This window comes from Micromonospora nigra (assembly GCF_900091585.1).
GTDB lineage: Bacteria > Actinomycetota > Actinomycetes > Mycobacteriales > Micromonosporaceae > Micromonospora > Micromonospora nigra.
On sequence record NZ_FMHT01000003.1, the window covers coordinates 3,809,327 to 3,828,854 of the forward strand.

A 19,528-nucleotide genomic window follows, 5' to 3' on the forward strand; every position below is an offset into this window, starting at 1 on the left:
GGTCCAACAGTGATCCACTTTCCCGCGCAGCGGCGAGGGCCGCTCAGCGCGCTGAGTCTGCGGTTGGCCGCCGCCCTCGGCCTGGTGCTCGCCGTGGTCGCGGTGGTCTACCTGGAACGGGACCAGTACGGCGACAACAACGAGGACGGCCTGACCCTGCTGGACTGCTTCTACTACGCGGTGGTGTCGCTGTCCACCACCGGGTACGGCGACATCGTGCCGGTCACCCAGGAAGCTCGGCTCGTCAACGTCCTGTTCGTCACCCCGGCCCGGGTGCTGTTCCTGATCATCCTGGTCGGCACCACCCTGGAAGTCCTGACCGAGCAGTACCGGACGGGCCGGCGCCTGTTGCGGTGGGAGAGAACCGTGAAGGATCACGTCATCATCTGCGGCTACGGGACCAAGGGTCGCAGCGCCGTCTCCGCCCTGATGGAGAACGGGCTGGAGAAGTCCCGCATCGTCGTCGTGGAACGCGACGGGCCGGCGTTGCGGCAGGCCACCTCCTCCGGCCTGGTCGCCATCGAGGGATCGGCGACCCGCTCGTCGGTGCTCAACCAGGCGCACGTGCGCACCGCCAAGGCGGTGATCATCGCCACCGACAGCGACGACGCGTCGGTGCTGGTGGCGCTGACCGTACGCCAGCTCACCGCCGGGCAGGTGCGGATCATCGCCGCCGCCCGGGAGGCCGAGAACGCCCCGCTGCTCAAGCAGAGCGGCGCCCACCACGTGATCGTCTCCTCGGCAACCGCCGGCCGCCTGCTGGGCCTGTCGACCTCGGCGCCGCCCCTGATCGACGTGGTGGAGGATCTGCTCACTCCCGGCCAGGGGATGGCGCTGGCCATGCGGTCGGCCGAGCGCCACGAGGTCGGCAGGTCGCCCCGCGAACTGGAGTCGCTGGTCATCGCCCTGGTGCGGCGCGGGAAGGTGGTCACCCTGGCGGACAAGGCGGGCGCACTGATCGAGACCGGCGACATGCTGGTGCACGTCCGCGACGACCGCCCCGCCAGCAACCCCACCTGACCGGCGTACCGGCAGCGCCACCACCACCTGACACCGACGCGACGGCCGCGCGCCCGGCCCCGCCCGGGGACGGCGCAGCGGCCGGCCCGACGTCGGGCCGGCCGCTGCGGGGGAGCCTCAGGTCAGTTGATGGTCCAGGTGTCGCCGCTGGCGAGCAGGCCGGCGAGCTGCTCCTCCGGCGTCCCGGTCGCCTTGGCCTTGGCAGCCTCGACCTGCGACTGCACCACGCTGTCGTACGAGGGCCGGTCGACGGAGCGGAACACCCCGATCGGCGTGTTGCGCAGATCCAGGCCCGGCAGCCGGGACAACGCGAACGCGTAGGCCGGTTCGGTGACCGTGGCGTCGTGCACGACGATCTGCTCGGCAGGGGTCGACGCGGTCTCGCGTACCTCCAGGCCGAAGCCGCCCGGCGGGTGCACCACGCAGAACTGCCCGTCCCTGCCGAAGGTGATCGGCTGGCCGTGTTCCAGCCGGATCAGGTGGTCGTCGCGGATGCCCGGGTCCTTGAGCTGGTCGAAGGCGCCGTCGTTGAAGATGTTGCAGTTCTGGTAGATCTCCACGAACGCGGAGCCGGAGTGCTCGGCGGCGGCCCGCAGCACCGACTGGAGGTGCTTGCGGTCGGAGTCGATGGTGCGGGCCACGAAGGTGGCCTCCGCGCCGAGCGCCAACGACAGCGGGTTGAACGGCGAGTCCGCCGAGCCGGCCGGGGTCGACTTGGTGATCTTGCCGACCTCGGAGGTCGGGGAGTACTGCCCCTTGGTCAGTCCGTAGATCCGGTTGTTGAACAGCAGGATCTTCAGGTTGACGTTGCGGCGCAGCGCGTGGATCAGGTGGTTGCCGCCGATGGACAGCGCGTCGCCGTCACCGGTGACCACCCAGACCGACAGGTCCGGCCGGGACACCGACAGGCCGGTGGCGATGGCCGGGGCGCGGCCGTGGATCGAGTGCAACCCGTACGTGTTCATGTAGTACGGGAACCGCGACGAGCAGCCGATGCCCGAGACGAAGACGATGTTCTCGCGGGGGATGTTCAGCTCCGGCATGAACTGTTGGACGGCCGCGAGGATCGCGTAGTCGCCGCAGCCGGGGCACCAGCGCACCTCCTGGTCGGACTTGAAGTCCTTGGCGGTGAGCTTGAGGGCGACGGGCTCAGACATTCTTCAGGACCTCTTCCAGCATCGTCTCCAGCTCGGCGGCGGTGAACGGCAGGCCGCGGACCTGGTTGTAGCCGATCGCGTCGATCAGGTAGCGGGCCCGGATCACGTGGGCCAGCTGACCGAGGTTCATCTCGGGGATGACCACCCGGTCGTACGAGCGCAGCACCTGACCCAGGTTCGCCGGCATCGGCGCGAGGTGTCGCAGGTGGGCCTGCGCGACGGACAGCCCCCGCTGACGCAGGCCACGGCACGCCGCGCCGATCGGGCCGTACGTGGAGCCCCAACCGAGGACCAGCACGCGGGCGTCGCCGTCCGGGTCGTCCACCTCGACGTCCGGCACGGGGATCGTCTCGATCCGGGCCGCCCGGGTACGCACCATGTAGTCGTGGTTCGCCGGGTCGTACGAGATGTCGCCGGTCTTGTCGGCCTTCTCCAGACCGCCGATGCGGTGCTCCAGACCCGGGGTGCCGGGGATGGCCCACGGCCGGGCCAAAGTCTCCGGGTCCCGCAGGTACGGCAGGAAGGTGGTGCCGTCCTCGCCGTTGGGCGCGGTGGCGAACTCGACCCGCAGGTCGGGCAGCGACTCCACGTCGGGCAGCAGCCACGGCTCGGAGCCGTTGGCGACGTAGTTGTCCGACAGCAGGATCACCGGGGTGCGGTAGGTCAGGGCGATCCGGGCCGCCTCGATCGCCGCGTGGAAGCAGTCCGCCGGCGACTTCGGCGCGATCACCGCGACGGGGGCCTCGCCGTGCCGTCCGAACAGCGCCATGTTGAGGTCGGCCTGCTCGGTCTTGGTCGGCATGCCGGTGGACGGCCCGGCCCGCTGCACGTCGACGATGAGCAGCGGCAGTTCCAGCGCCACCGCGAGGGAGATCGTCTCGCCCTTGAGGGCCACACCGGGGCCGCTGGTGGTGGTCACGCCCAGCGCACCGCCGTACGATGCGCCGAGCGCCGCCCCGATGGCCGCGATCTCGTCCTCGGCCTGCATGGTGACCACGCCGAGCCGCTTGTGCTTGCTCAGCTCGTGCAGGATGTCCGAGGCCGGGGTGATCGGGTAGGCGCCCAGGAAGACCGGCAGCCCGGAGCGCACCCCGGCGGCCACGATGCCCAGCGACAGGGCCGCGTTGCCGGTGATGTTGCGGTAGGTGCCGGGCTGCATCCTCGCCGGCTTGACCTCGTACCGGACGGCGAAGTCCTCAGTGGTCTCACCGAAGTTCCAGCCGGCCTTGAAGGCGGCCACGTTCGCCGCGACCAGTTCGGGGCGGGCGGCGAACTTGCGTTCCAGGAAGCGCAGGGTCGACTCGTAGGGCCGGGAGTACATCCAGCTCAGCAGGCCGAGAGCGAACATGTTCTTGGCCCGCTCGGCGTCCTTCTTCGACACGTCGTTCTCGGCCAGCGCGCCGACCGTCATCGAGGTCAGCGCGACCGGGTGCACGACGTAGCCGGCCAGCGAGTCGTCGTCGAGCGGGCTGGTCGCGTAGCCGACCTTGGCCAGGTTGCGCCTGGTGAACTCGTCGGTGTTGACGATGATGTCGGCGCCCCGGGGCAGGTCGGCGAGGTTGGCCTTGAGTGCCGCCGGGTTCATCGCCACCAGCACGTTCGGCGCGTCGCCGGGCGTGAGGATGTCGTAGTCGGCGAAGTGCACCTGGAAGCTCGACACGCCCGGCAGGGTGCCGGCGGGAGCGCGGATCTCGGCGGGGAAGTTGGGCAGTGTGGAGATGTCGTTGCCCAGTTGCGCCGTCTCCGAGGTGAACCGGTCGCCGGTGAGTTGCATGCCGTCGCCGGAGTCACCGGCGAACCGGATGACGACCCGGTCCAGTTGACGGATCTGCTTGTTCACTGTGCCACCTTCGTTCGCGACTGCGGGGCTTGCAAAACCGGCAGACTCCTCGCGCTCACGCCTGCACCTCACTTTGCTGCGCGCGATCGCGCGGGCGGCTGAACTCGATGATGACCTCGCCTTGCCCGGCCACGTGACCTCCTTGACGCGCCGCCGCAGCGGGCCGCCCCTGGGTGGCCCGCTGACCTTCCTCACTGAGAGCGTACGGCCAATCGCTCGTGGAACTTGCCCGTAGGTCCGCCGACTGGGATCGAAGGGTGCTGCCTTATGTCCCAGCTTAGGGTGTTACGCCCAGGACACCGTTAGGCAGATCACCGACTCGCGACCGTACCGCCGGCAGGTCCGGCAATCTGGAGGACGGCGGGGCCGACCCGGCGGGCAGCCTCAGTCGGCGGGGGTGGGACCCGGCCCGATCGGCGCGGGGGCCGACCGGCGGCGCAGCGAGGTGGTGGCCAGCGCCAGCGCCAGCACCACGAGCAGGATCGACACCCCGATGAGCGCGGCGGCCGTCCGCTGCGTCGAGGTCAGGCCCCCGCCGCCCGGATCCTGCCTGGCCACGGCGAGGACCCCCTGCGAGCCGGTCGGTGCGGGGGGCGACACCACCGGCGTGGCCAGGGCCGCGGCGGCGGTGATCCGGAAGGTCATCTGCACCTGCCTGCTCGGGCCCGCGCGCGGGTCGAGCCGCCCGACCACCCCGCCGGCCAGCGGGGCCGCCCGTTGGGCCTCGGGTGTGGCGGTCACCGGCAGCCGCAGCTCGGCGGACCTGCCCGCCGGCACCGTCCCCAGGTCGCAGCGGGTGCGGTCGTCCGCCGTGGTGCAGCCGGGCGGCGGGGCCGGCACCGAAACTCCCGCCGGCAGGACGATCTCCACCCGTCCGGCCGCGTCCACCGTCCCGGTGTTCCCCAGCCGGACGGTGAGGCCGCTGGTCGTGCCGCTGATGTCGAAGGTGACCTCGTCGGCCCGCAGCGCGATGCCGGGCACCGGGGGACCGGGCGGGAACAGCACCGCGAACCCCTCGTCGTCGCCGGCCGTGGCGCCGGTGCCGGGAGCGGTCGCGGTGACCCGCACGGTGCCACCCAGCGGCATCTGCCGCCAGGCGTCGCCGTCGACGCGTACCCGGAGCAGGGCGCTGAACCGCGCCCCGGGCGCGGCGCTCCACTCCCCGCAGCGGTGCTCGCCGCCGCCGGTGGCCGTGCAGCCCTTCGTGCCGGCGTCGGTCAGCCCCGCCGGCAGGGTGTAGGCGAGCCGGACCCCGGCCGTCGCCGCGCCCGTGTTGGTGACCGTGACGCGCAGCCGGGCCACGGTGCTGGGGGCGTTCCAGTAGGCGGCGGGCAGAGTGACGTCCTCGGTAGTCACCCGCACCCCGACCGCGACCTCCTGCGGTGCCGTGGTGCGCGTCGGTGGCGGTGGCAGCGCCGGCGGCGTCGTGCGGGTGGGCGCGGCCGAGGTGGGCGTCGGCACGCCGGGCGTCGCGGTCGGCACCGGTGCGGTGGTCGACGCGGGCGGGGTGGTCTCCGCGGGCGGCTCGACGGTCGGCGGCGCGGTGGTCGGCACCGGGTCGGGTTCCGTGGGTTCCGTGCTCGGGGTCTCGTCGGGTTCGGTCGCCGGCTCGGTGTACTCGGTGCCGGCCGGGGCGGCGCCGGCCGCCGGGGCGGCGGCCCAACCGGGCAGCGCCGCGACGGCGATGCCGGCCACCAGCGCAGCCACCAGCAGGCGGGCGGTACGCCGGTCGCGTCGCCGCCGACCGGGGCGTACGTCCGAGCGGGCCATGTGACCTCCGGTGCCGGGGGGATGTCGATCCCTCGTAACAATTGCCTGAGGACACTAGTCCCGTCGAGTAACAACTTCGTCATGAGCCCGGGGCGGGCGTCGGGCCGGTAGGCTCCCGGTCGTGACCGGTTACCTGGGCTCGTACGCGACGCTCGGGCTGTTGCTGCTCGCCAGCGTCCTCTTCTTCGTTACGGCGTTCTCGGCCAACCGGGTGTTACGTCCCGCCCGTCCGGCCGATCCGCCCGGCAAGCGTGCCAGCTACGAGTGCGGGGTGGACCCCGTCGGGGGTGACTGGGCGCAGATGCAGATCCGCTACTACGTGTACGCGTACCTCTACGTGCTGTTCGCCGTCGAGGCGGTGTTCCTGTTCCCGTGGGCGGTGGTCTTCGACCGCCCCGGCTTCGGGCTCGTCACCGTCGTGGAGATGGCGATCTTCGTGGCCGTGCTGGCCCTCGGCATCCTGTACGCCTGGCGTCGCGACATCCTCCGCTGGACCTGAGCCACCCGCCGCGCTCAGGCGAGGCCGCGTCGGGTCAGGACCGGCGGACGGTCCCCCCGGATCGAGGCGACCATGTCGAGCACCCGGCGGGTCGGGAGGACCTGGTGCGCACGGAACACCCGCGCGCCCAGCCAGGCCGACACGGCCGTCGCGGCCAGGGTCCCCTCCAGCCGCTCCGCCACCGGCACGTCCAGCGTCTCACCGACGAAGTCCTTGTTCGACAGCGCCACCAGCAAGGGCCAGCCCGTGCCGGCCAACTCGCCGAGTCGACGGGTGATCTCCAGCGAGTGCCGGGTGTTCTTGCCGAAGTCGTGCGCCGGGTCGATCAGGATGCCGTCGGGCCGTACGCCGAGGGCGACCGCCCGCTCCGCGAGCCCGGTCACCGTGGCCACCACGTCCGCGACCACGTCGTCGAAGGCCGCCCGGTGCGGCCGGGTACGCGGGGCGAGTCCGCCGGCGTGCGAGCAGACCAGCCCGGCCCCGGTCTCGGCCGCCACCCGGGCCAGGGCCGGGTCGGCCCCCGACCAGGTGTCGTTGAGCAGGTCGGCACCGGCGGCCACGGCCTCCACCGCCACCTCCGCGCGCCAGGTGTCGATCGAGATGACCACGTCGGGGAACGCCGCCCGGACGCCGGCGATCGTGTCGACCGTACGCCGGATCTCCTCGGCCACGTCCACCTCGGCACCCGGGCCCGCCTTGACCCCGCCGATGTCGACGATCCCGGCACCTTCCGCCACCGCCCGCTCCACGGCACGCAGGGCGCTGTCGGCGGCGAAGGTGGACCCCCGGTCGAAGAACGAGTCCGGGGTCCGGTTCACGATCGCCATGACCACCAGCTCGCCCGGCGCGAACGTCCGCCCGCCGAGCCGAAGCGCCCCGGCCATCCCGCCTCCTCGCGTGCGCGCCGTCGACCGGGCTGCCGCCGGTCGCCCCCGACGCTATCCGGTCGACCTCCGATGACCCGCTGCGGGACGCCGCGCCGGGGTGGGGGTCGCCCCGAGGGCTCCGCCGTGCCACGATCTGTGCATGGGTCAGGGTTTGCTCCTGCTGGTCGTGGCGTTGACCGTCGCGGCGGTCGTGTTCGGGGTGACGGTGCTGGTCTCCGGCCGGGATCCCGGCCTGGCGCCGGCCGAGCCGGACGATCGGGCGGTGCCGCTGCCCGGTGACCGGCCGCTGCGCGAGTCGGACGTCGGCGAGGTCCGTTTCGACACCGCGCTGCGCGGCTACCGGATGGCCCAGGTCGACCAGGCGATGCGGCGCGCCGCGTACGACATCGGCTACAAGACCGAGCTGATCGGCGTCCTGGAGGCGGAGGTCGCCGCGCTGCGCGCCGGCCGCACCGCCGACGCGGACGCCCTGCGCCGGTCCCGCGAGCAGGCGGCCGGTGCCGCCGCCGGGGCGGTGCCCGTCGACGGCGCGGCCACCCCGACGCCGGCCGGCGTCGACGTCGCCAGCCCTCCGGAGGTCGATGTCCGGGCCGCCGGCACGGTCACCGGTCCCGAACCGTCGGTCGCGTCCGGCGACCCGGACCGCGCGACGACCGGTCCCGACCCGGACGCACCCGGAACCGGGGCCCGCGCCGAGGTCACGACCGTGCAGGTCCGGCAGGCCGACCCGGGCGCCGACGCTCCGGGCGGGCAGGGTGCCGACGACCCGGCCGGTGGGGCCCGCACGGTCCGGTCGGAACCGGCGTGACCGGCGCGGACGAACCCGACGATCTGCGCGAGGCGGCGCAGCCCGGTGCCGGCGAGGTGACCGCCACGGTGATCGTCGACGCGCCCGCCGACCGGGTCTTCGCCGCCCTGATCTCCTGGGAGCGGCAGTCCGACTGGATCCCCTTCACCACCGTCCGGGTGGTCGAGGGCGACGGCGGCGAGGGCAGTCTGGTCGAGGCGGTCACCGCGATCGGCCCGGCGGTGCTGCGCGACGAGATGCGGGTCGTGCGGGTGGACGAGCCCTACGAGATCGGGGTGGTGCACTGCGGCCGGCTGTTGCGCGGTCCCGGCGTGCTGCGCTGCACCCCGGTCGAGGGCGGGCGGACCCAGGTCGTCTGGCACGAGTGGTTCCACCTGCCCGGCGGCCGGGCCGGCCGGGTCGCCTGGCCGGTGCTGTGGCCGGGCTCCAAGGTGAGCCTCACCCAGGCGCTCAGGAAGTTCGCCCGTCAGGTCGAGCAGGGCCGCCTGCCCTGAACCCGCTCTGAACCCGCTCCGGGCCGCTCTGAACCCGCCCTGGGCCCGCTCCGGGCCCGGCCGGTGGGTTCGGGCGTGCGCCCCCCCGTAGGGCGGTACGCCCGTCGGTGGGCGTGCGCTTCCGCTCCGGTCCCCCGCCGTGGAGGCACCGGCGCACGGGGGACACCGCGGGATGCCGTGACCCGTGCGGCTCGGCGCCCTCCGGGGCGGCGGTCGGTCAGCCGGTCGGCCTAGCCTGGACGACGTGACCAACCTGGTGATCGGCGCCGACGGGGCGCCCCGCTGCGGCTGGGGGGCGAGCACCCCCGACTACACCGTCTACCACGACACCGAGTGGGGTCGTCCGCTGCACGGTGACGACGCGCTCTACGAGCGGATGACCCTGGAGGCGTTCCAGTCCGGCCTGTCCTGGCTGACGATCCTGCGCAAGCGCGCCGCGTTCCGGCTCGCCTTCGACGACTTCCGGATCGCCGACGTCGCCGATTACGGCGAGGCCGACGTCGCGCGGCTGCTCGGCGACGCGGGCATCGTCCGGAACCGCGCCAAGATCGAGGCGGCGATCGGGAACGCCCGGGCGGCCCTCGACCTGCCCGAGGGGCTCTCCGCGCTGCTCTGGTCCTTCGCCCCGCCGCCCCGGTCGACGCGCCCCGGTTCGTTCGCCGAGGTGCCGTCGTCGACCCCGCAGTCCACGGCGATGGCGAAGGCGCTCAAGAAGCGCGGGTTCCGCTTCGTCGGCCCGACCACGGCCTACGCGCTGATGCAGGCCACCGGGATGGTCGACGACCACCTCGCCGGCTGTCACGTCGTGGCGTGATGGGATAGGCCCATGACGACCGACACCGCGCACCGGGTGAACGGGGCGAGTCACGCCGACGGCACGGGCACCTGGGCCGTGCTGCTGCCGGCCGACCGGTACGACGCCGAACGGCTGGTACACCACGAGACGCTGGAGCTGACCGGTCTGCTCACCGGGCCCCGGCCGCGCCCCGGTGACCAGGTGGCGGTGCTGGTCGACGCACCGCCCCGGCTCGTGGCGTTGGGGCGGGTGGCCGGTCCGACCACGCAGCGCCGGGAGGATCCGGACGACCCGCAGTCCGAGCCGGCCGACGGGTCGCTGGTGGTCACGTACACCCGGCGGTCCTTCGACGAGCCTGCGCCGGCCGACGCCCTCACCCTCGACGGGCCGGTGACCGCCCTCGATCCGGCGACGTTCCGGGCCCTCGCCGACCGCCTCGGGCCGCCGCCCGAGCGCCGATCCTGGCTCGTCAGCCTGGATCTGCCGATCGAGGCCGACTCGGCGGCCGAGGCGGTGCGGCTGTTCTGGTCGTACGTGCAGGAGTTGGGCCCGCGTGAACTGCCCGCCTTCGTCTCGCCCTCCGGCGACGAACTGGCGATGCAGGCGTTCGTGCTCGGTGCCGAGGCCAACCAGGATCCGGAAGAGGACGACTGACCGACTCAGCGGCCTTCGAAGGTGGGCTGCCGCTTGCCGACGAAGGCCATGGTGGCCGCTCGGTGGTCGGCGGTGGCACCGCAGATGGCCTGCGCCTGCGCCTCGGCGGCGAGCGCATCGTCGAGGGTGCCCGCGTCGGCGACGGACAACTGCCGCTTGATCGCCCCGTACGCCACGGTGGGGCCGGCGGCCAGCCGGGCGGCCAGTTCCTGGGCGGCCGGGAGCACCTGCTCGTCGCCGTCCACCACCCGGTTGAGCAGGCCCAGGCTGCACGCCTCCTCGGCGCGCACCGGCTCGGCCAGCATCAGCAGCTCGATGGCCTTGGCGTGACCGACCAGCCGGGGCAGCGTCCACGACGCCCCGGTGTCGGCGGCGAGGCCGACCCTGGCGAAGGCCATCAGGAAGCTGGTCGACGGGCCGCCGATCCGGATGTCGGCGAGGAAGGCCAGCGAGGCGCCGGCCCCGGCGGCCATCCCCCGCACCGCCGCCACGACGGGCTTCGGCAGGTTCGCCAGCCGGGCGGCGATCGGGTTGTAGTGGGCTCCGACGGTGTCCAGCGGGTTGCCGGTGGTGGATTCCAGGGTCTGCACGTGCTCGCGCAGGTCCTGGCCCGCGCAGAAGGAGCCGCCCGCCCCGGCGAGCACCACCGCCCGGCAGGAGCGGTCGGCCTCCAGCTCGGCGAGGGTGTCCCGCAGCGCCTCCTTGAGTGCCACGTCGAGCGCGTTCATCGCCGTCGGGCGGTTCAGCGTCAGGGTGACGACGGCGTCGGTGCGGTCGACGAGCAGCGGCTCGGTCACGTCTCTAACGACCCTTCTCTCGGGTGTGGCGGTTGCCACCGTCGAGGCACTGCTCGACGTAACGGTCGGCGGCCGGCCGCAGCCGGGCCGCGTGCCGGTCGAAGAAGCTGGCCGCGGCCGTGCCCGGCCAGCGTTCGGGCAGCAGTGCCGGAGGCAGCTGCGGATCCCGGAACAGGAACGTACGCCACGCGTGCACCAGCCGGAACCGGGCGGCGTACGCGTCCTCGTCGTTGCTGCGTACGGTGATCGAAGCCAGCAGGGGTCGCTGCTCGGCGACGAACTGCTCGTACGCCCGGCCGATCTCGGCCAGGTCCCAGGCGCGCCGGACCAGGCCCATCGCACCGGGGGTGCCGGCGGCGTGGGCGGCACTGAACCGCTCGAACCGCACGCCCGCCTCGGTGAGGAGCAGGTCGACGTCCTCGGCCGGTCGGGTGGCCACCCAGGTCTGCTCGTCGAGCGTGCCGTAGCCGAGGAAGGTCAGGTTGGCGGCGAGCCGCTGGCGCTCCCGGCGGGACGCGGGCCCGTCGAGCACCAGCAGGTCGAACCGGCCGTCCCAGGTGACCCGGCCGGTCCGGTAGATGCGGGCCGCCGCCTCGTCCAGCCGGCGGGCCGCCCTCGGCGTGATCGAGTAACCCGGCCCGGAGGCGAGTCTGAGGGGTTCGAGCCAGCCCTGACGCACCATCCGGGAGACCGCCGTCCGCACGGCGGGCGGGGCTATCCCGAGCGGCGCCAGCAGCTTGACCAGGGCGGCGACCGGTGCCCGGCCACCCCGCGGTCGGAGGTGGTCGCCGTACAGGTCGAAGAGTGCCGACCGTGCCTGCATGACCGCACATTGTGACAGGCCTTTCCAAGATAAGCTAGCTGCTGTTACATCAATGCTGCTCCGGTTTGGGTCCGGCGGTGTTCATCAGGGAAAATCGTCAGTCGACAGTCCCGCGAGGTTGCGGGTGGGTCGTGACGAAGTGGCTGTGGGGCAACCCACTCACCCTGGTGTAGGTCTGAGGGGAGACAACATGGCGGCGATGAAGCCGCGGACGGGCGACGGTCCGCTGGAAGTCACCAAGGAGGGCCGGGGCATCGTCATGCGGGTCCCGCTGGAGGGCGGTGGCCGGCTCGTCGTCGAGATGACTCCCGACGAGGCGACCGCACTCGGTGACGCGCTGAAGGCAGCCGCCGGCTGACGAAGAAGCGCCTCCGCCGATCAGCTCACCTCGGCGGACAGTTCATCGGACCCTGAGCCACCGGCCCGCCGGTGGCTCAGGGGCCTTCACCCTCTCGCGGGCACCGCACCCGCGACCTTTCCCGGGAGGTACGGCCCCGCGTGCTCGCCATCCGTCTGACCGCCGAGCCGGAGCGGCTCGACGTCATCGCCCTGCCCGTCCGGTCGGTTGCCGACTCGTCGGCCGAACCCGTGCCGGCGGGCGTCGCCCTGCCCGACGGGGTCGCCGAGGAGGCGGCTGCGCTCGTTCCGCTGGCCCGGCTGACCGGCCGGGCGGGGGAGACCCGGATGCAGCTGCGCCCAGGCCGGACCCCCGAGCGGCTGCTGCTGCTCGGGGTCGGGGAAGGGGACGAGGCGGGCTGGCGGGCGGCCGGGGCGGCGCTGGCCCGGGCAGCCGAACGTGAGACATATGTCACCCTCTCCCTGCCCGCCGGGGTGTCCGGTGCGGCCGTGCGCGGGCTGGTCGAGGGCCTGCTCCTCGGCTCGTACCGGTTCCGGCTGACCGACGCCGCCGACGACGCCCCCGCGTTGGCCGGGGTGGACGTGCTGGTCGCCGACCCGGACGCGTACGCCGGGGCCCTGCGGTCGGCCCGCACCACCGCCGAGATGACCCGGCTGGCGCGGGACCTCACCAACACCCCCTCCTCCACGAAGAACCCGCAGTGGTTCGCCGGTCAGGTCGCCACCGCCGCCGCCGGGGTGGCGGACCTGCACCTTCGGGTACGCGAACCCGAGCAGCTCGCCGCCGAGGGCTTCGGCGGAATCCTCGCCGTCGGCGGCGGCTCCGCCAGCGGGCCGCGCCTGGTCGAGCTGGACTGGCGGCCGGCCGACGCCCGGACCCACGTGGTGCTGGTCGGCAAGGGGATCACCTTCGACACCGGCGGCATCTCGATCAAGCCCGTGCAGGCCATGACGCTGATGCGCAAGGACATGGCCGGCGCCGCGGCCGTGGTCGCGGCCACCCTGGGCGCGGCGGCACTGCGCCTGCCGGTCCGGGTCACCACCCTCGCCCCGTTGGCGGAGAACATGGTCAGCGGGTCGGCGTTCCGCCCCGGCGACGTCGTCCGGCACTTCGGCGGACTGACCAGCGAGACCACCAACTCCGACGCCGAGGGCCGGCTGGTGCTCGCCGACGCGCTGGCGTACGCCGTCCAGGAACTCAAGCCCGACCTGCTGGTCGACCTGGCCACGCTGACCGGTGCCAACGCCGTCGCGCTCGGCAAACGCACCGGTGCCCTGTACAGCGAGAACGACCAGCTCGCCGCCGACATGCTGGCTGCGGTCGCGGCGGCCGGTGAGTCCGCGTGGCGGATGCCGCTGCCCGCCGACTACGTCGAGTACCTCGGCAGCGACCTCGCCGACCTGCACAGCGCCCCGACCCAGGGGGCCGGCTCCGTGCTGGCCGCTCTCTACCTGCGCGAGTTCACCGGTGAGCTGCGGGACCGCTGGCTGCACGTGGACATGTCCGCCCCCTCCTGGGCGGAGGCCGCCGACGCGGAGCTGACCCGGGGCGCCACCGGCTGGGGCGTACGCGGGCTGCTGCGCTGGCTGGCGACGCTGGCCTGACCGGCGGGCCGAGGTCCGCCCCGGCGGACCTCGGCCCGGGGTTCAGCACTTGACGGCGGCGAGCAGCCCGTGCCCGACGGGCAGCAGCGCCGGCACCCAGTGCTCCGACTCCCGGATCGCCTTCACCGTCTCCCGGACGGTCACCGTCTCCACGTCGCGGGCCGCCGGGTCGGCGATCCGCCCGCCCGCGAGGGCGCCGTTGAGCGCCAACACCCCGCCGGGGCGCAGCAACCGCTGGGCGGCGTCGACACAGGCGTGGAAGCCCGTCGCCTCCGCGTCGACGAAGACCAGGTCGTAAGCCCCGTCGGCGAGCCGGGGCAGCACGTCGAGCGCACGGCCGGTGATGATCCTGGTGCGACCGGTGGCGAAGCCGGCCTCAGCGAAGATCCGGCGGGCGATCCGCTGGTGCTCCACCTCGACGTCGATGGTGGTGAGCACCCCGTCGGCCCGCATGCCGCGCAGCAGCCACACGCCACTGACCCCGGTGCCGGTGCCGATCTCCACCACCGCCCGGGCGCTGCCGGCGGCGGCGAGCAGACGCAGCGCCGCACCGGCACCGGGCGTGACCGCGTCGAGGCCGACCTCGCGGGCGAGGCTGCGGGCGGTCCGCAGGACGAGGTCCTCGGTGACGTACGACTCGGCGAAGTGCTGGGCCGGGGTCGTCGAGGGGCCGGAACCGGCGACCGTGGCGATGGGACACCTCCGGGCGGCGCGAGTGGTGCGGGGCGATGGGCACTGTGAGCCTAGAGGCGACCCCGTTCGGGCGCAGCCGCGCGTTCCCCCGTGCGATCGCCGCGCGTCCCCCCGTGCGATCACGGAGGCAAGCGGTGACCCCCTGCGGCACATCCGTGCAATCCTGGAAGCGGTATCCCGCCGGCTGCCGCCGGGCGGCCCCTCGCCCCGGCGCGCGGGCGGGATCCGGGGACGGACTGGGAGGCACCGACGTGACCGACGGCTGGGACTGGCGCCGGCCCGGTGGGACACCGGCCTCGGCGGGGCAGCCGGGGCCGGGGAGCCCGTCGGCGAGTTCACCGACGGCACCGCACGGCACCGCGTACGGTTCGGCGTCGCCCTGGTGGTCCGACGCGCTGGCCGACCCGTGGCGCGACCCGGCCGCCCCGGCGGCGGTGGTGGTGCCCGCCGCCCCGGTTCCCGGGGCGCAACCGGAACCGGTGACCGACCCCGACGCCCCCGGCCGGCCGTCCCTGCGGCAGGTGCTGCTCGTCCCCCTGATCATCGCGCTGCTCGCCGGCTCCCTGGGCGGCGCGCTCGGGTACGCCTTCGCGGTGCGCGGCGGCGCGGCCACCGGCCCCGTCCTGGGTGCCGGCCCCGTCGACCCGCCGGGGCTGGCCCAACGGCCGCCCGAGTCGCTGGCCGGGGTCGCCCAGCGGGTGCTGCCCAGCGTGGTGACCGTGCGGGTGGCGAGCCTCGGTGGCACGAGCGAGGGGTCGGGCTTCATCGCCAGCGCCGACGGTCACGTGATCACCAACGACCACGTGGTGGCCGGGGGCAGCGGCAAGGCGTCAGTGATCTTCAACGACGGCAGCACCGCCGCGGCGACCGTGGTGGGACAGGACCCGGAGTCGGACATCGCGGTCATCAAGGTGGCCCGCACGGGTCTGCGGCCGGTGGAGTTCGGCAACTCGGACTCGCTGGCCGTCGGCGACCCGGTGCTGGCCATCGGCTCGCCCCTGTCGCTGGCCAACACGGTCACCGCGGGCATCGTCAGCGCCCTGGACCGCACCATGCAGGCGGGCGAGCCGGGCGGCCCGGTGCGCTACTACGCGGCGATCCAGACGGACGCGGCGGTCAACCACGGCAACTCCGGTGGCCCCCTGGTCGACGCGGCCGGACGGGTGGTCGGTGTCAACTCGACCATCAAGTCGCTGGTCGCCGACGGTCAGGAGGCCGGCAACATCGGCCTCGCCTTCGCCATCCCGATCAACCAGGCGAAGCGGATCACCCAGGACATCATCGGCACCGGCAAGGCCCGGCGTACGGTGATCGGCGCCCAGGTCGGCGGGCCGGGCTCGGCGGCCGGCGGCGCGGGCGTACGGCTGGCGGCGGTGGAGCCCTCCGGGCCGGCGGCCGGTGCCGGGCTGAAGGCCGGTGACGTGATCCTCAAACTCGACGGGCGGCCGATGACCGAGCCCACCGACCTGATCGCCCTGGTGCGCAAGTACGCACCGGGGTCGGTGGTGACCGTGGAGTACCGGCGGGGGTCCACCAGGCAGAACGCCTCGGTGACCCTCGCCGCGGACGCGAAGTAGGGCCGCACCCCTCCCGTACGGGTCCGTGACGTGCGTAGTCTTGGCGCGGGAGCCCGAGGAGGAGGCACGCGGTGCTGGAGAACCTGAACATGTGGGAGTTCGTGGGGCTGCTGCTCCTGGCGCTCCTGATCTTCGGTGACCGGCTGCCGAAGGTGATCGGCGACGGCATGCGTCTGGTCCGCAATCTGCGCAACATGGCCCGTAGCGCCACCACGGACCTCAGCAGGGAACTCGGCACCGACATCCAGTTGGAGGACCTGCACCCGAAGGCGTTCATCCGCAAGCACCTGCTCAGCGAGGAGGAGGAGCAGGCGATCCGGAAGCCGTTGCAGGGTGTCTACGACGATCTGCGGTCCGACGTGACCGGGGTGCACGACGAGCTGAAGGACGTGGCCGTCGCCGCCGACCCGCGGGGCACCGCCGGTCGTCCGGCCGCCACGTCCGGGACGGCCCCGGCCCAACGCGTCGCCAGCTACGACGACGCCACCTGAGCAAAGCCGACCCGACCTACCGAAAACCGCGGTGTCCCTGGCTCAGGACACCGCGGTTCTCCGTGTGTCGAGGTGCAACCGGCCGGGTACGGCGAGGTGAGACCGGGACGGCGGGCGTCAGCGGCCGGCCGGCTTGAGGCCCAGCGGCTTGCCGAGCAGCGACTCGCGGCGTACGGCGAGACGGTCGGCGACCTGACCCAGCGCCCGCGCGGCCGGGGAATCCGGCTCGGCCAGCACGATCGGGTTGCCCTCGTCGCCGGCCTCCCGGACCCGGGTGTCCAGCGGCACCTGACCCAGCAGCGGCACCTGCGCGCCGATGGTCTGGGTCAGCGAGTCGGCGACCGTCTGGCCGCCCCCCGAGCCGAAGACCTCCATCCGCGAACCGTCCGGCAGTTCCAGCCAGGACATGTTCTCGATCACCCCGACGACCCGCTGGTGGGTCTGCAGGGCGATCGCGCCGGCCCGCTCGGCCACCTCGGCGGCGGCGGCCTGCGGCGTGGTGACCACCAGGATCTCGGCGTTGGGCAGCAACTGGGCCAGCGAGATCGCCACGTCACCGGTGCCCGGGGGAAGATCCAGCAGCAGCACGTCCAGATCGCCCCAGTAGACGTCGGCGAGGAACTGCTGCAACGCGCGGTGCAGCATCGGGCCACGCCAGACCACGGCGGCGTTGCCGGCGGTGAACATGCCGATCGAGATGACCTTCACGCCGTGTGCCTGCGGCGGCATGATCATGTCCTCGACGCGGGTGGGACGGCCGTCGGCGCCGAGCATCCGGGGCACCGAGTGGCCGTAGATGTCGGCGTCGACCACGCCGACGGCGAGCCCGCGGGCGGCCAGCGCGGCGGCCAGGTTGACCGTCACACTGGACTTGCCGACGCCACCCTTGCCGCTGGCCACGGCGTACACGCGGGTGCGTGAGCCGGGCTGGGCGAACGGGATGACCGGCTCCTCGGTCGCGGTGCCGCCGCGCAGCTTCGCCTGGAGTCCCTGGCGCTGTTCGGGGCTCATCACCCCGAACTCGATCTCCACGCCGGTGACCCCGGCCACCGTGCCCAGGGCGGCCGTGATGTCGCTGCGCAGCTTGTCCTTCAGAGGGCAGCCGGCCACGGTGAGCAGCAGCTCCACCCGAACCACGCCGTCGTCGCCGAGCTCCGCGGAACGCACCATGCCCAGCTCGGTGATGGGCCGGCGGATCTCCGGGTCGTTGACGGTGGCCAGGGCGGCCTGGATCGCGTCGTTGACGGTGCTGACGGGTGCTGACATGCCCGCAATGCTACGTCGGTCCAGCCCGGTCCCCGCCGGCAGCGGGGTCGGGTGTGAGCGATTCGATGGGCGACGATCAGCCCTCCGACGACCGGGACGAACCGGATTCGCGGGGATGATCGCCGTCCAGCTCGTCGCGGGGTTCGTCCAACCCTTCCGCGCCGGTCCGGCGGGGGCCGCGCGTCTGGTGCCGGCGTTCCAGCCGCTGCCGCCGGGTAGCCGCCTCGTCCATCTCCTCGGCCAGCCGCGCCAGCTCCGAGCGCAGGAAGTCCCGGGTGGCCACCTCGCCGAGCGCGATCCGCAGCGCGGCGACCTCCCGGGCCAGGTACTCGGTGTCCGCCTTCTGCATGGTCGCCCGCCGCCGGTCCTCCTCCAACGCCACCCGGTCCCGGTCCGTCTGCCGGTTCTGCGCCAGCAGGATCAGCGGGGCCGCGTACGAGGCCTGCAACGACAACACCAGGGTGAGGAAGGTGAAGGTGTACGGGTCGAAGCGCAGGCTCGCCGGGGCCAGGGTGTTCCAGAGGAACCAGGCCGCGATCACCACCGTCATGTAGACGATGAAGTTCGCCGTCCCCATGCCCCGGGCGATCCCCTCCGACCAGCGCCCGAACGCCTCCGGGTCGAACCGGGGCAGCTTCAGTCGCCGAGGCTCACGTGGCTGGTCGAGCCGTTCACTCCGCCGCTGGTCGGCACGCCGCTGGTCAGCCATCCGCGCCGTCCAGCAACGCGTCGGCGGAGGCCGGGAGAGGCCCGGCGTCCCGGTCCCGCCAGTCGCGGGGCAGGGAGTGGTCGAGCACGTCGTCCACGGTCACCGCGCCCACCAGGCGGTTGTTCCGGTCGATGACCGGCATCGCCACCAGGTCGTACGTGGCCATCCGGCGGGTGATCTCCGGTAGCGGGGTGGTCGGGTGCAGCGGGTCGATGTCGTTGACCACCACCCCGCCGAGCAGATCCGCCGGGGGTTCCCGCAGCAACCGCTGGAAGTGCACCATGCCCAGGTAGCGGCCCGTCGGAGTGGTCAACGGGGCGCGGGTGACGAACACCTGCGCGGCCACGGCGGGGGACAGCTGCGCCTCCCGGATACGCGCCAACGCCTCCGCCACCGTCGCGTCCGGCGGCAGGATCACCGGCTCGGAGGTCATCACGCTGCCCGCCGTGCCGGGCGTGTACTTCAGCAACTGGCGTACCGGGTCGGCCTCGTCCGGCTCCATCAGGTCCAGCAGCACGTCCTGCTCCGGCGGCGGCAACTCGTTGAGCAGGTCCGCGGCGTCGTCCGGGTCCATCTCCTCCAGCACGTCGGCGGCCCGCTCCCGGTCCAGCGCGGCGAGGATCTCCACCTGGTCGTGCTCCGGCAGCTCGCTGAGCACGTCGGCCAGCCGCACGTTGTCCAGCGCCGCCGCGATCTCGTTACGCCGGGCGTCGGGCAGATCCTGCAACGCGTTGGCCAGGTCGGCGGGGCGCATGTCCTCCAACACCGCGAGCAGGTTCGCCGTACCCCGGGCGTCGGCGATGCCGCTGAGCCCGCGGACCTGGTCCCATTCGACCTGGTGCAGGTGGCCGCGGCGGGTGAGCCGACCGGTCTGCTCGCGGACCGCGACCCGGCTCAGCGACCACTCACCGCCCCGGCTGGCCTCCATGGCCACGTCCACCACCGACCCGGCCTGCCCGCCCGGCGCGATCTGCACCCGGCGGTCCAGCAGTTCCTGGAGCACCAGCAGCTCGTTCGGGCGCTTCTCGAAGCGGCGCAGGTTGAGCGTGCCACTGCCGAGCACCACCGCGTCGGCGTCGATCGTGGTGATCCGGTTGATCGACAGGAAGATCCGCCGGCGCATGGGCATCTCCGCGACCAGTCCCACCACCTCCGGGGGGCGCTGGGTCGGCCGCAGCCGTGCCACTGCGTCACGGACCCGCCCCACCAGGTCACCGTTGGGGTCGAAGACGGCGACTCCGGCGAGACGGGCGATGTAGACCCGGGTCGGCGTACTCACGGGCAC

20 protein-coding genes are annotated in these 19,528 nt (G+C 73.4%); 10 read left to right on the plus strand and 10 right to left on the minus strand.

Annotated elements, in window-relative coordinates; all coding sequences use genetic code 11:
* Positions 1 to 9: 9 nt before the first annotated feature.
* Positions 10 to 1,020: a potassium channel family protein gene (locus tag GA0070616_RS16435; protein ID WP_091082970.1), complete on the plus strand. Its 1,011-nt coding sequence runs from the start codon at positions 10 to 12 to the stop codon at positions 1,018 to 1,020.
* 122 nt (positions 1,021 to 1,142) lie between these two features.
* On the opposite strand, the gene GA0070616_RS16440 is transcribed toward GA0070616_RS16435, so the two are convergent.
* The 3 genes from GA0070616_RS16440 to GA0070616_RS16450 all read right to left on the minus strand — a co-directional run bounded on the left by GA0070616_RS16440 (position 1,143) and on the right by GA0070616_RS16450 (position 5,787).
* Complete coding sequence (locus GA0070616_RS16440) at positions 1,143 to 2,177, minus strand: 2-oxoacid:ferredoxin oxidoreductase subunit beta (RefSeq protein WP_091082973.1); 1,035 nt, start codon at positions 2,175 to 2,177, stop codon at positions 1,143 to 1,145.
* A complete protein-coding gene (locus tag GA0070616_RS16445; RefSeq protein ID WP_091082976.1) occupies positions 2,170 to 4,017 on the minus strand; it encodes a 2-oxoacid:acceptor oxidoreductase subunit alpha in 1,848 nt (615 codons plus the stop codon). Before GA0070616_RS16445 ends, GA0070616_RS16440 begins: the two co-directional genes overlap by 8 nt.
* 384 nt (positions 4,018 to 4,401) lie before the next feature.
* Complete coding sequence (locus GA0070616_RS16450; protein WP_091082979.1) at positions 4,402 to 5,787, minus strand: hypothetical protein; 1,386 nt, start codon at positions 5,785 to 5,787, stop codon at positions 4,402 to 4,404.
* 121 nt (positions 5,788 to 5,908) lie between these two features.
* Here GA0070616_RS16450 and ndhC point away from each other — a divergent pair, with 121 nt between their 5' ends.
* Entirely contained in the window at positions 5,909 to 6,286 is a 378-nt protein-coding gene (ndhC, locus tag GA0070616_RS16455; protein ID WP_091082983.1) for an NADH-quinone oxidoreductase subunit A, read from the plus strand.
* A 14-nt stretch (positions 6,287 to 6,300) separates the two neighbouring features.
* Here ndhC and folP read toward each other — a convergent pair whose 3' ends face one another.
* Complete coding sequence (folP, locus tag GA0070616_RS16460; RefSeq protein WP_091082987.1) at positions 6,301 to 7,170, minus strand: dihydropteroate synthase; 870 nt, start codon at positions 7,168 to 7,170, stop codon at positions 6,301 to 6,303.
* A gap of 142 nt (positions 7,171 to 7,312) precedes the next feature.
* Between folP and GA0070616_RS16465 the strand changes: the two genes are divergently transcribed.
* The 4 genes from GA0070616_RS16465 to GA0070616_RS16480 all read left to right on the plus strand — a co-directional run bounded on the left by GA0070616_RS16465 (position 7,313) and on the right by GA0070616_RS16480 (position 9,925).
* Entirely contained in the window at positions 7,313 to 7,981 is a 669-nt protein-coding gene (locus tag GA0070616_RS16465) for a DivIVA domain-containing protein (protein WP_091082990.1), read from the plus strand.
* Entirely contained in the window at positions 7,978 to 8,475 is a 498-nt protein-coding gene (locus tag GA0070616_RS16470) for an SRPBCC family protein (RefSeq protein ID WP_091082993.1), read from the plus strand. The genes GA0070616_RS16465 and GA0070616_RS16470 overlap by 4 nt, the downstream gene beginning before the upstream one ends.
* A 244-nt stretch (positions 8,476 to 8,719) precedes the next feature.
* Positions 8,720 to 9,289, plus strand: a complete 570-nt coding sequence (locus GA0070616_RS16475) for a DNA-3-methyladenine glycosylase I (RefSeq protein WP_091082996.1) — start codon at positions 8,720 to 8,722, stop codon at positions 9,287 to 9,289.
* A 12-nt stretch (positions 9,290 to 9,301) separates the two neighbouring features.
* The gene (locus GA0070616_RS16480) at positions 9,302 to 9,925 is read left to right on the plus strand and encodes a hypothetical protein (RefSeq protein ID WP_091082999.1); all 624 of its coding nucleotides are present in this window, start codon (positions 9,302 to 9,304) and stop codon (positions 9,923 to 9,925) included.
* A gap of 5 nt (positions 9,926 to 9,930) precedes the next feature.
* Here GA0070616_RS16480 and GA0070616_RS16485 read toward each other — a convergent pair whose 3' ends face one another.
* Positions 9,931 to 10,722: an enoyl-CoA hydratase-related protein gene (locus GA0070616_RS16485; RefSeq protein WP_091083003.1), complete on the minus strand. Its 792-nt coding sequence runs from the start codon at positions 10,720 to 10,722 to the stop codon at positions 9,931 to 9,933.
* 4 nt (positions 10,723 to 10,726) lie between these two features.
* Entirely contained in the window at positions 10,727 to 11,545 is an 819-nt protein-coding gene (locus GA0070616_RS16490) for a PaaX family transcriptional regulator (RefSeq protein WP_091083006.1), read from the minus strand.
* Between the two features lie 190 nt (positions 11,546 to 11,735).
* On the opposite strand from GA0070616_RS16490, the gene GA0070616_RS16495 reads away from it, so the two are divergent.
* Together GA0070616_RS16495 and GA0070616_RS16500 are read left to right on the plus strand one after the other, a co-directional pair.
* The gene (locus GA0070616_RS16495; protein ID WP_013283866.1) at positions 11,736 to 11,903 is read left to right on the plus strand and encodes a DUF3117 domain-containing protein; all 168 of its coding nucleotides are present in this window, start codon (positions 11,736 to 11,738) and stop codon (positions 11,901 to 11,903) included.
* Between the two features lie 140 nt (positions 11,904 to 12,043).
* Positions 12,044 to 13,507, plus strand: a complete 1,464-nt coding sequence (locus GA0070616_RS16500; protein WP_091083009.1) for a leucyl aminopeptidase family protein — start codon at positions 12,044 to 12,046, stop codon at positions 13,505 to 13,507.
* A gap of 42 nt (positions 13,508 to 13,549) precedes the next feature.
* Here GA0070616_RS16500 and GA0070616_RS16505 read toward each other — a convergent pair whose 3' ends face one another.
* On the minus strand, positions 13,550 to 14,119 hold the full coding sequence (locus tag GA0070616_RS16505; protein WP_091090938.1) for an O-methyltransferase: 570 nt from the start codon (positions 14,117 to 14,119) through the stop codon (positions 13,550 to 13,552).
* Between the two features lie 317 nt (positions 14,120 to 14,436).
* On the opposite strand from GA0070616_RS16505, the gene GA0070616_RS16510 reads away from it, so the two are divergent.
* On the plus strand, positions 14,437 to 15,777 hold the full coding sequence (locus GA0070616_RS16510) for a S1C family serine protease (RefSeq protein ID WP_175440271.1): 1,341 nt from the start codon (positions 14,437 to 14,439) through the stop codon (positions 15,775 to 15,777).
* A 71-nt stretch (positions 15,778 to 15,848) separates the two neighbouring features.
* Positions 15,849 to 16,268, plus strand: a complete 420-nt coding sequence (locus GA0070616_RS16515; RefSeq protein ID WP_091083016.1) for a twin-arginine translocase TatA/TatE family subunit — start codon at positions 15,849 to 15,851, stop codon at positions 16,266 to 16,268.
* A 117-nt stretch (positions 16,269 to 16,385) separates the two neighbouring features.
* On the opposite strand, the gene GA0070616_RS16520 is transcribed toward GA0070616_RS16515, so the two are convergent.
* From GA0070616_RS16520 to GA0070616_RS16530, 3 genes are all read right to left on the minus strand, one after another.
* Positions 16,386 to 17,534, minus strand: coding sequence for an Mrp/NBP35 family ATP-binding protein (locus GA0070616_RS16520; RefSeq protein ID WP_091083020.1), 1,149 nt, complete (start codon positions 17,532 to 17,534; stop codon positions 16,386 to 16,388).
* Positions 17,535 to 17,610: 76 nt separating this feature from the next.
* Positions 17,611 to 18,243 (minus strand): DUF1003 domain-containing protein, encoded by a 633-nt coding sequence (locus GA0070616_RS16525; protein WP_091083024.1) that lies wholly within the window; start codon positions 18,241 to 18,243, stop codon positions 17,611 to 17,613.
* Positions 18,236 to 19,522, minus strand: coding sequence for a magnesium transporter MgtE N-terminal domain-containing protein (locus GA0070616_RS16530; protein ID WP_091090942.1), 1,287 nt, complete (start codon positions 19,520 to 19,522; stop codon positions 18,236 to 18,238). The genes GA0070616_RS16525 and GA0070616_RS16530 overlap by 8 nt, the downstream gene beginning before the upstream one ends.
* Positions 19,523 to 19,528: the final 6 nt, after the last annotated feature.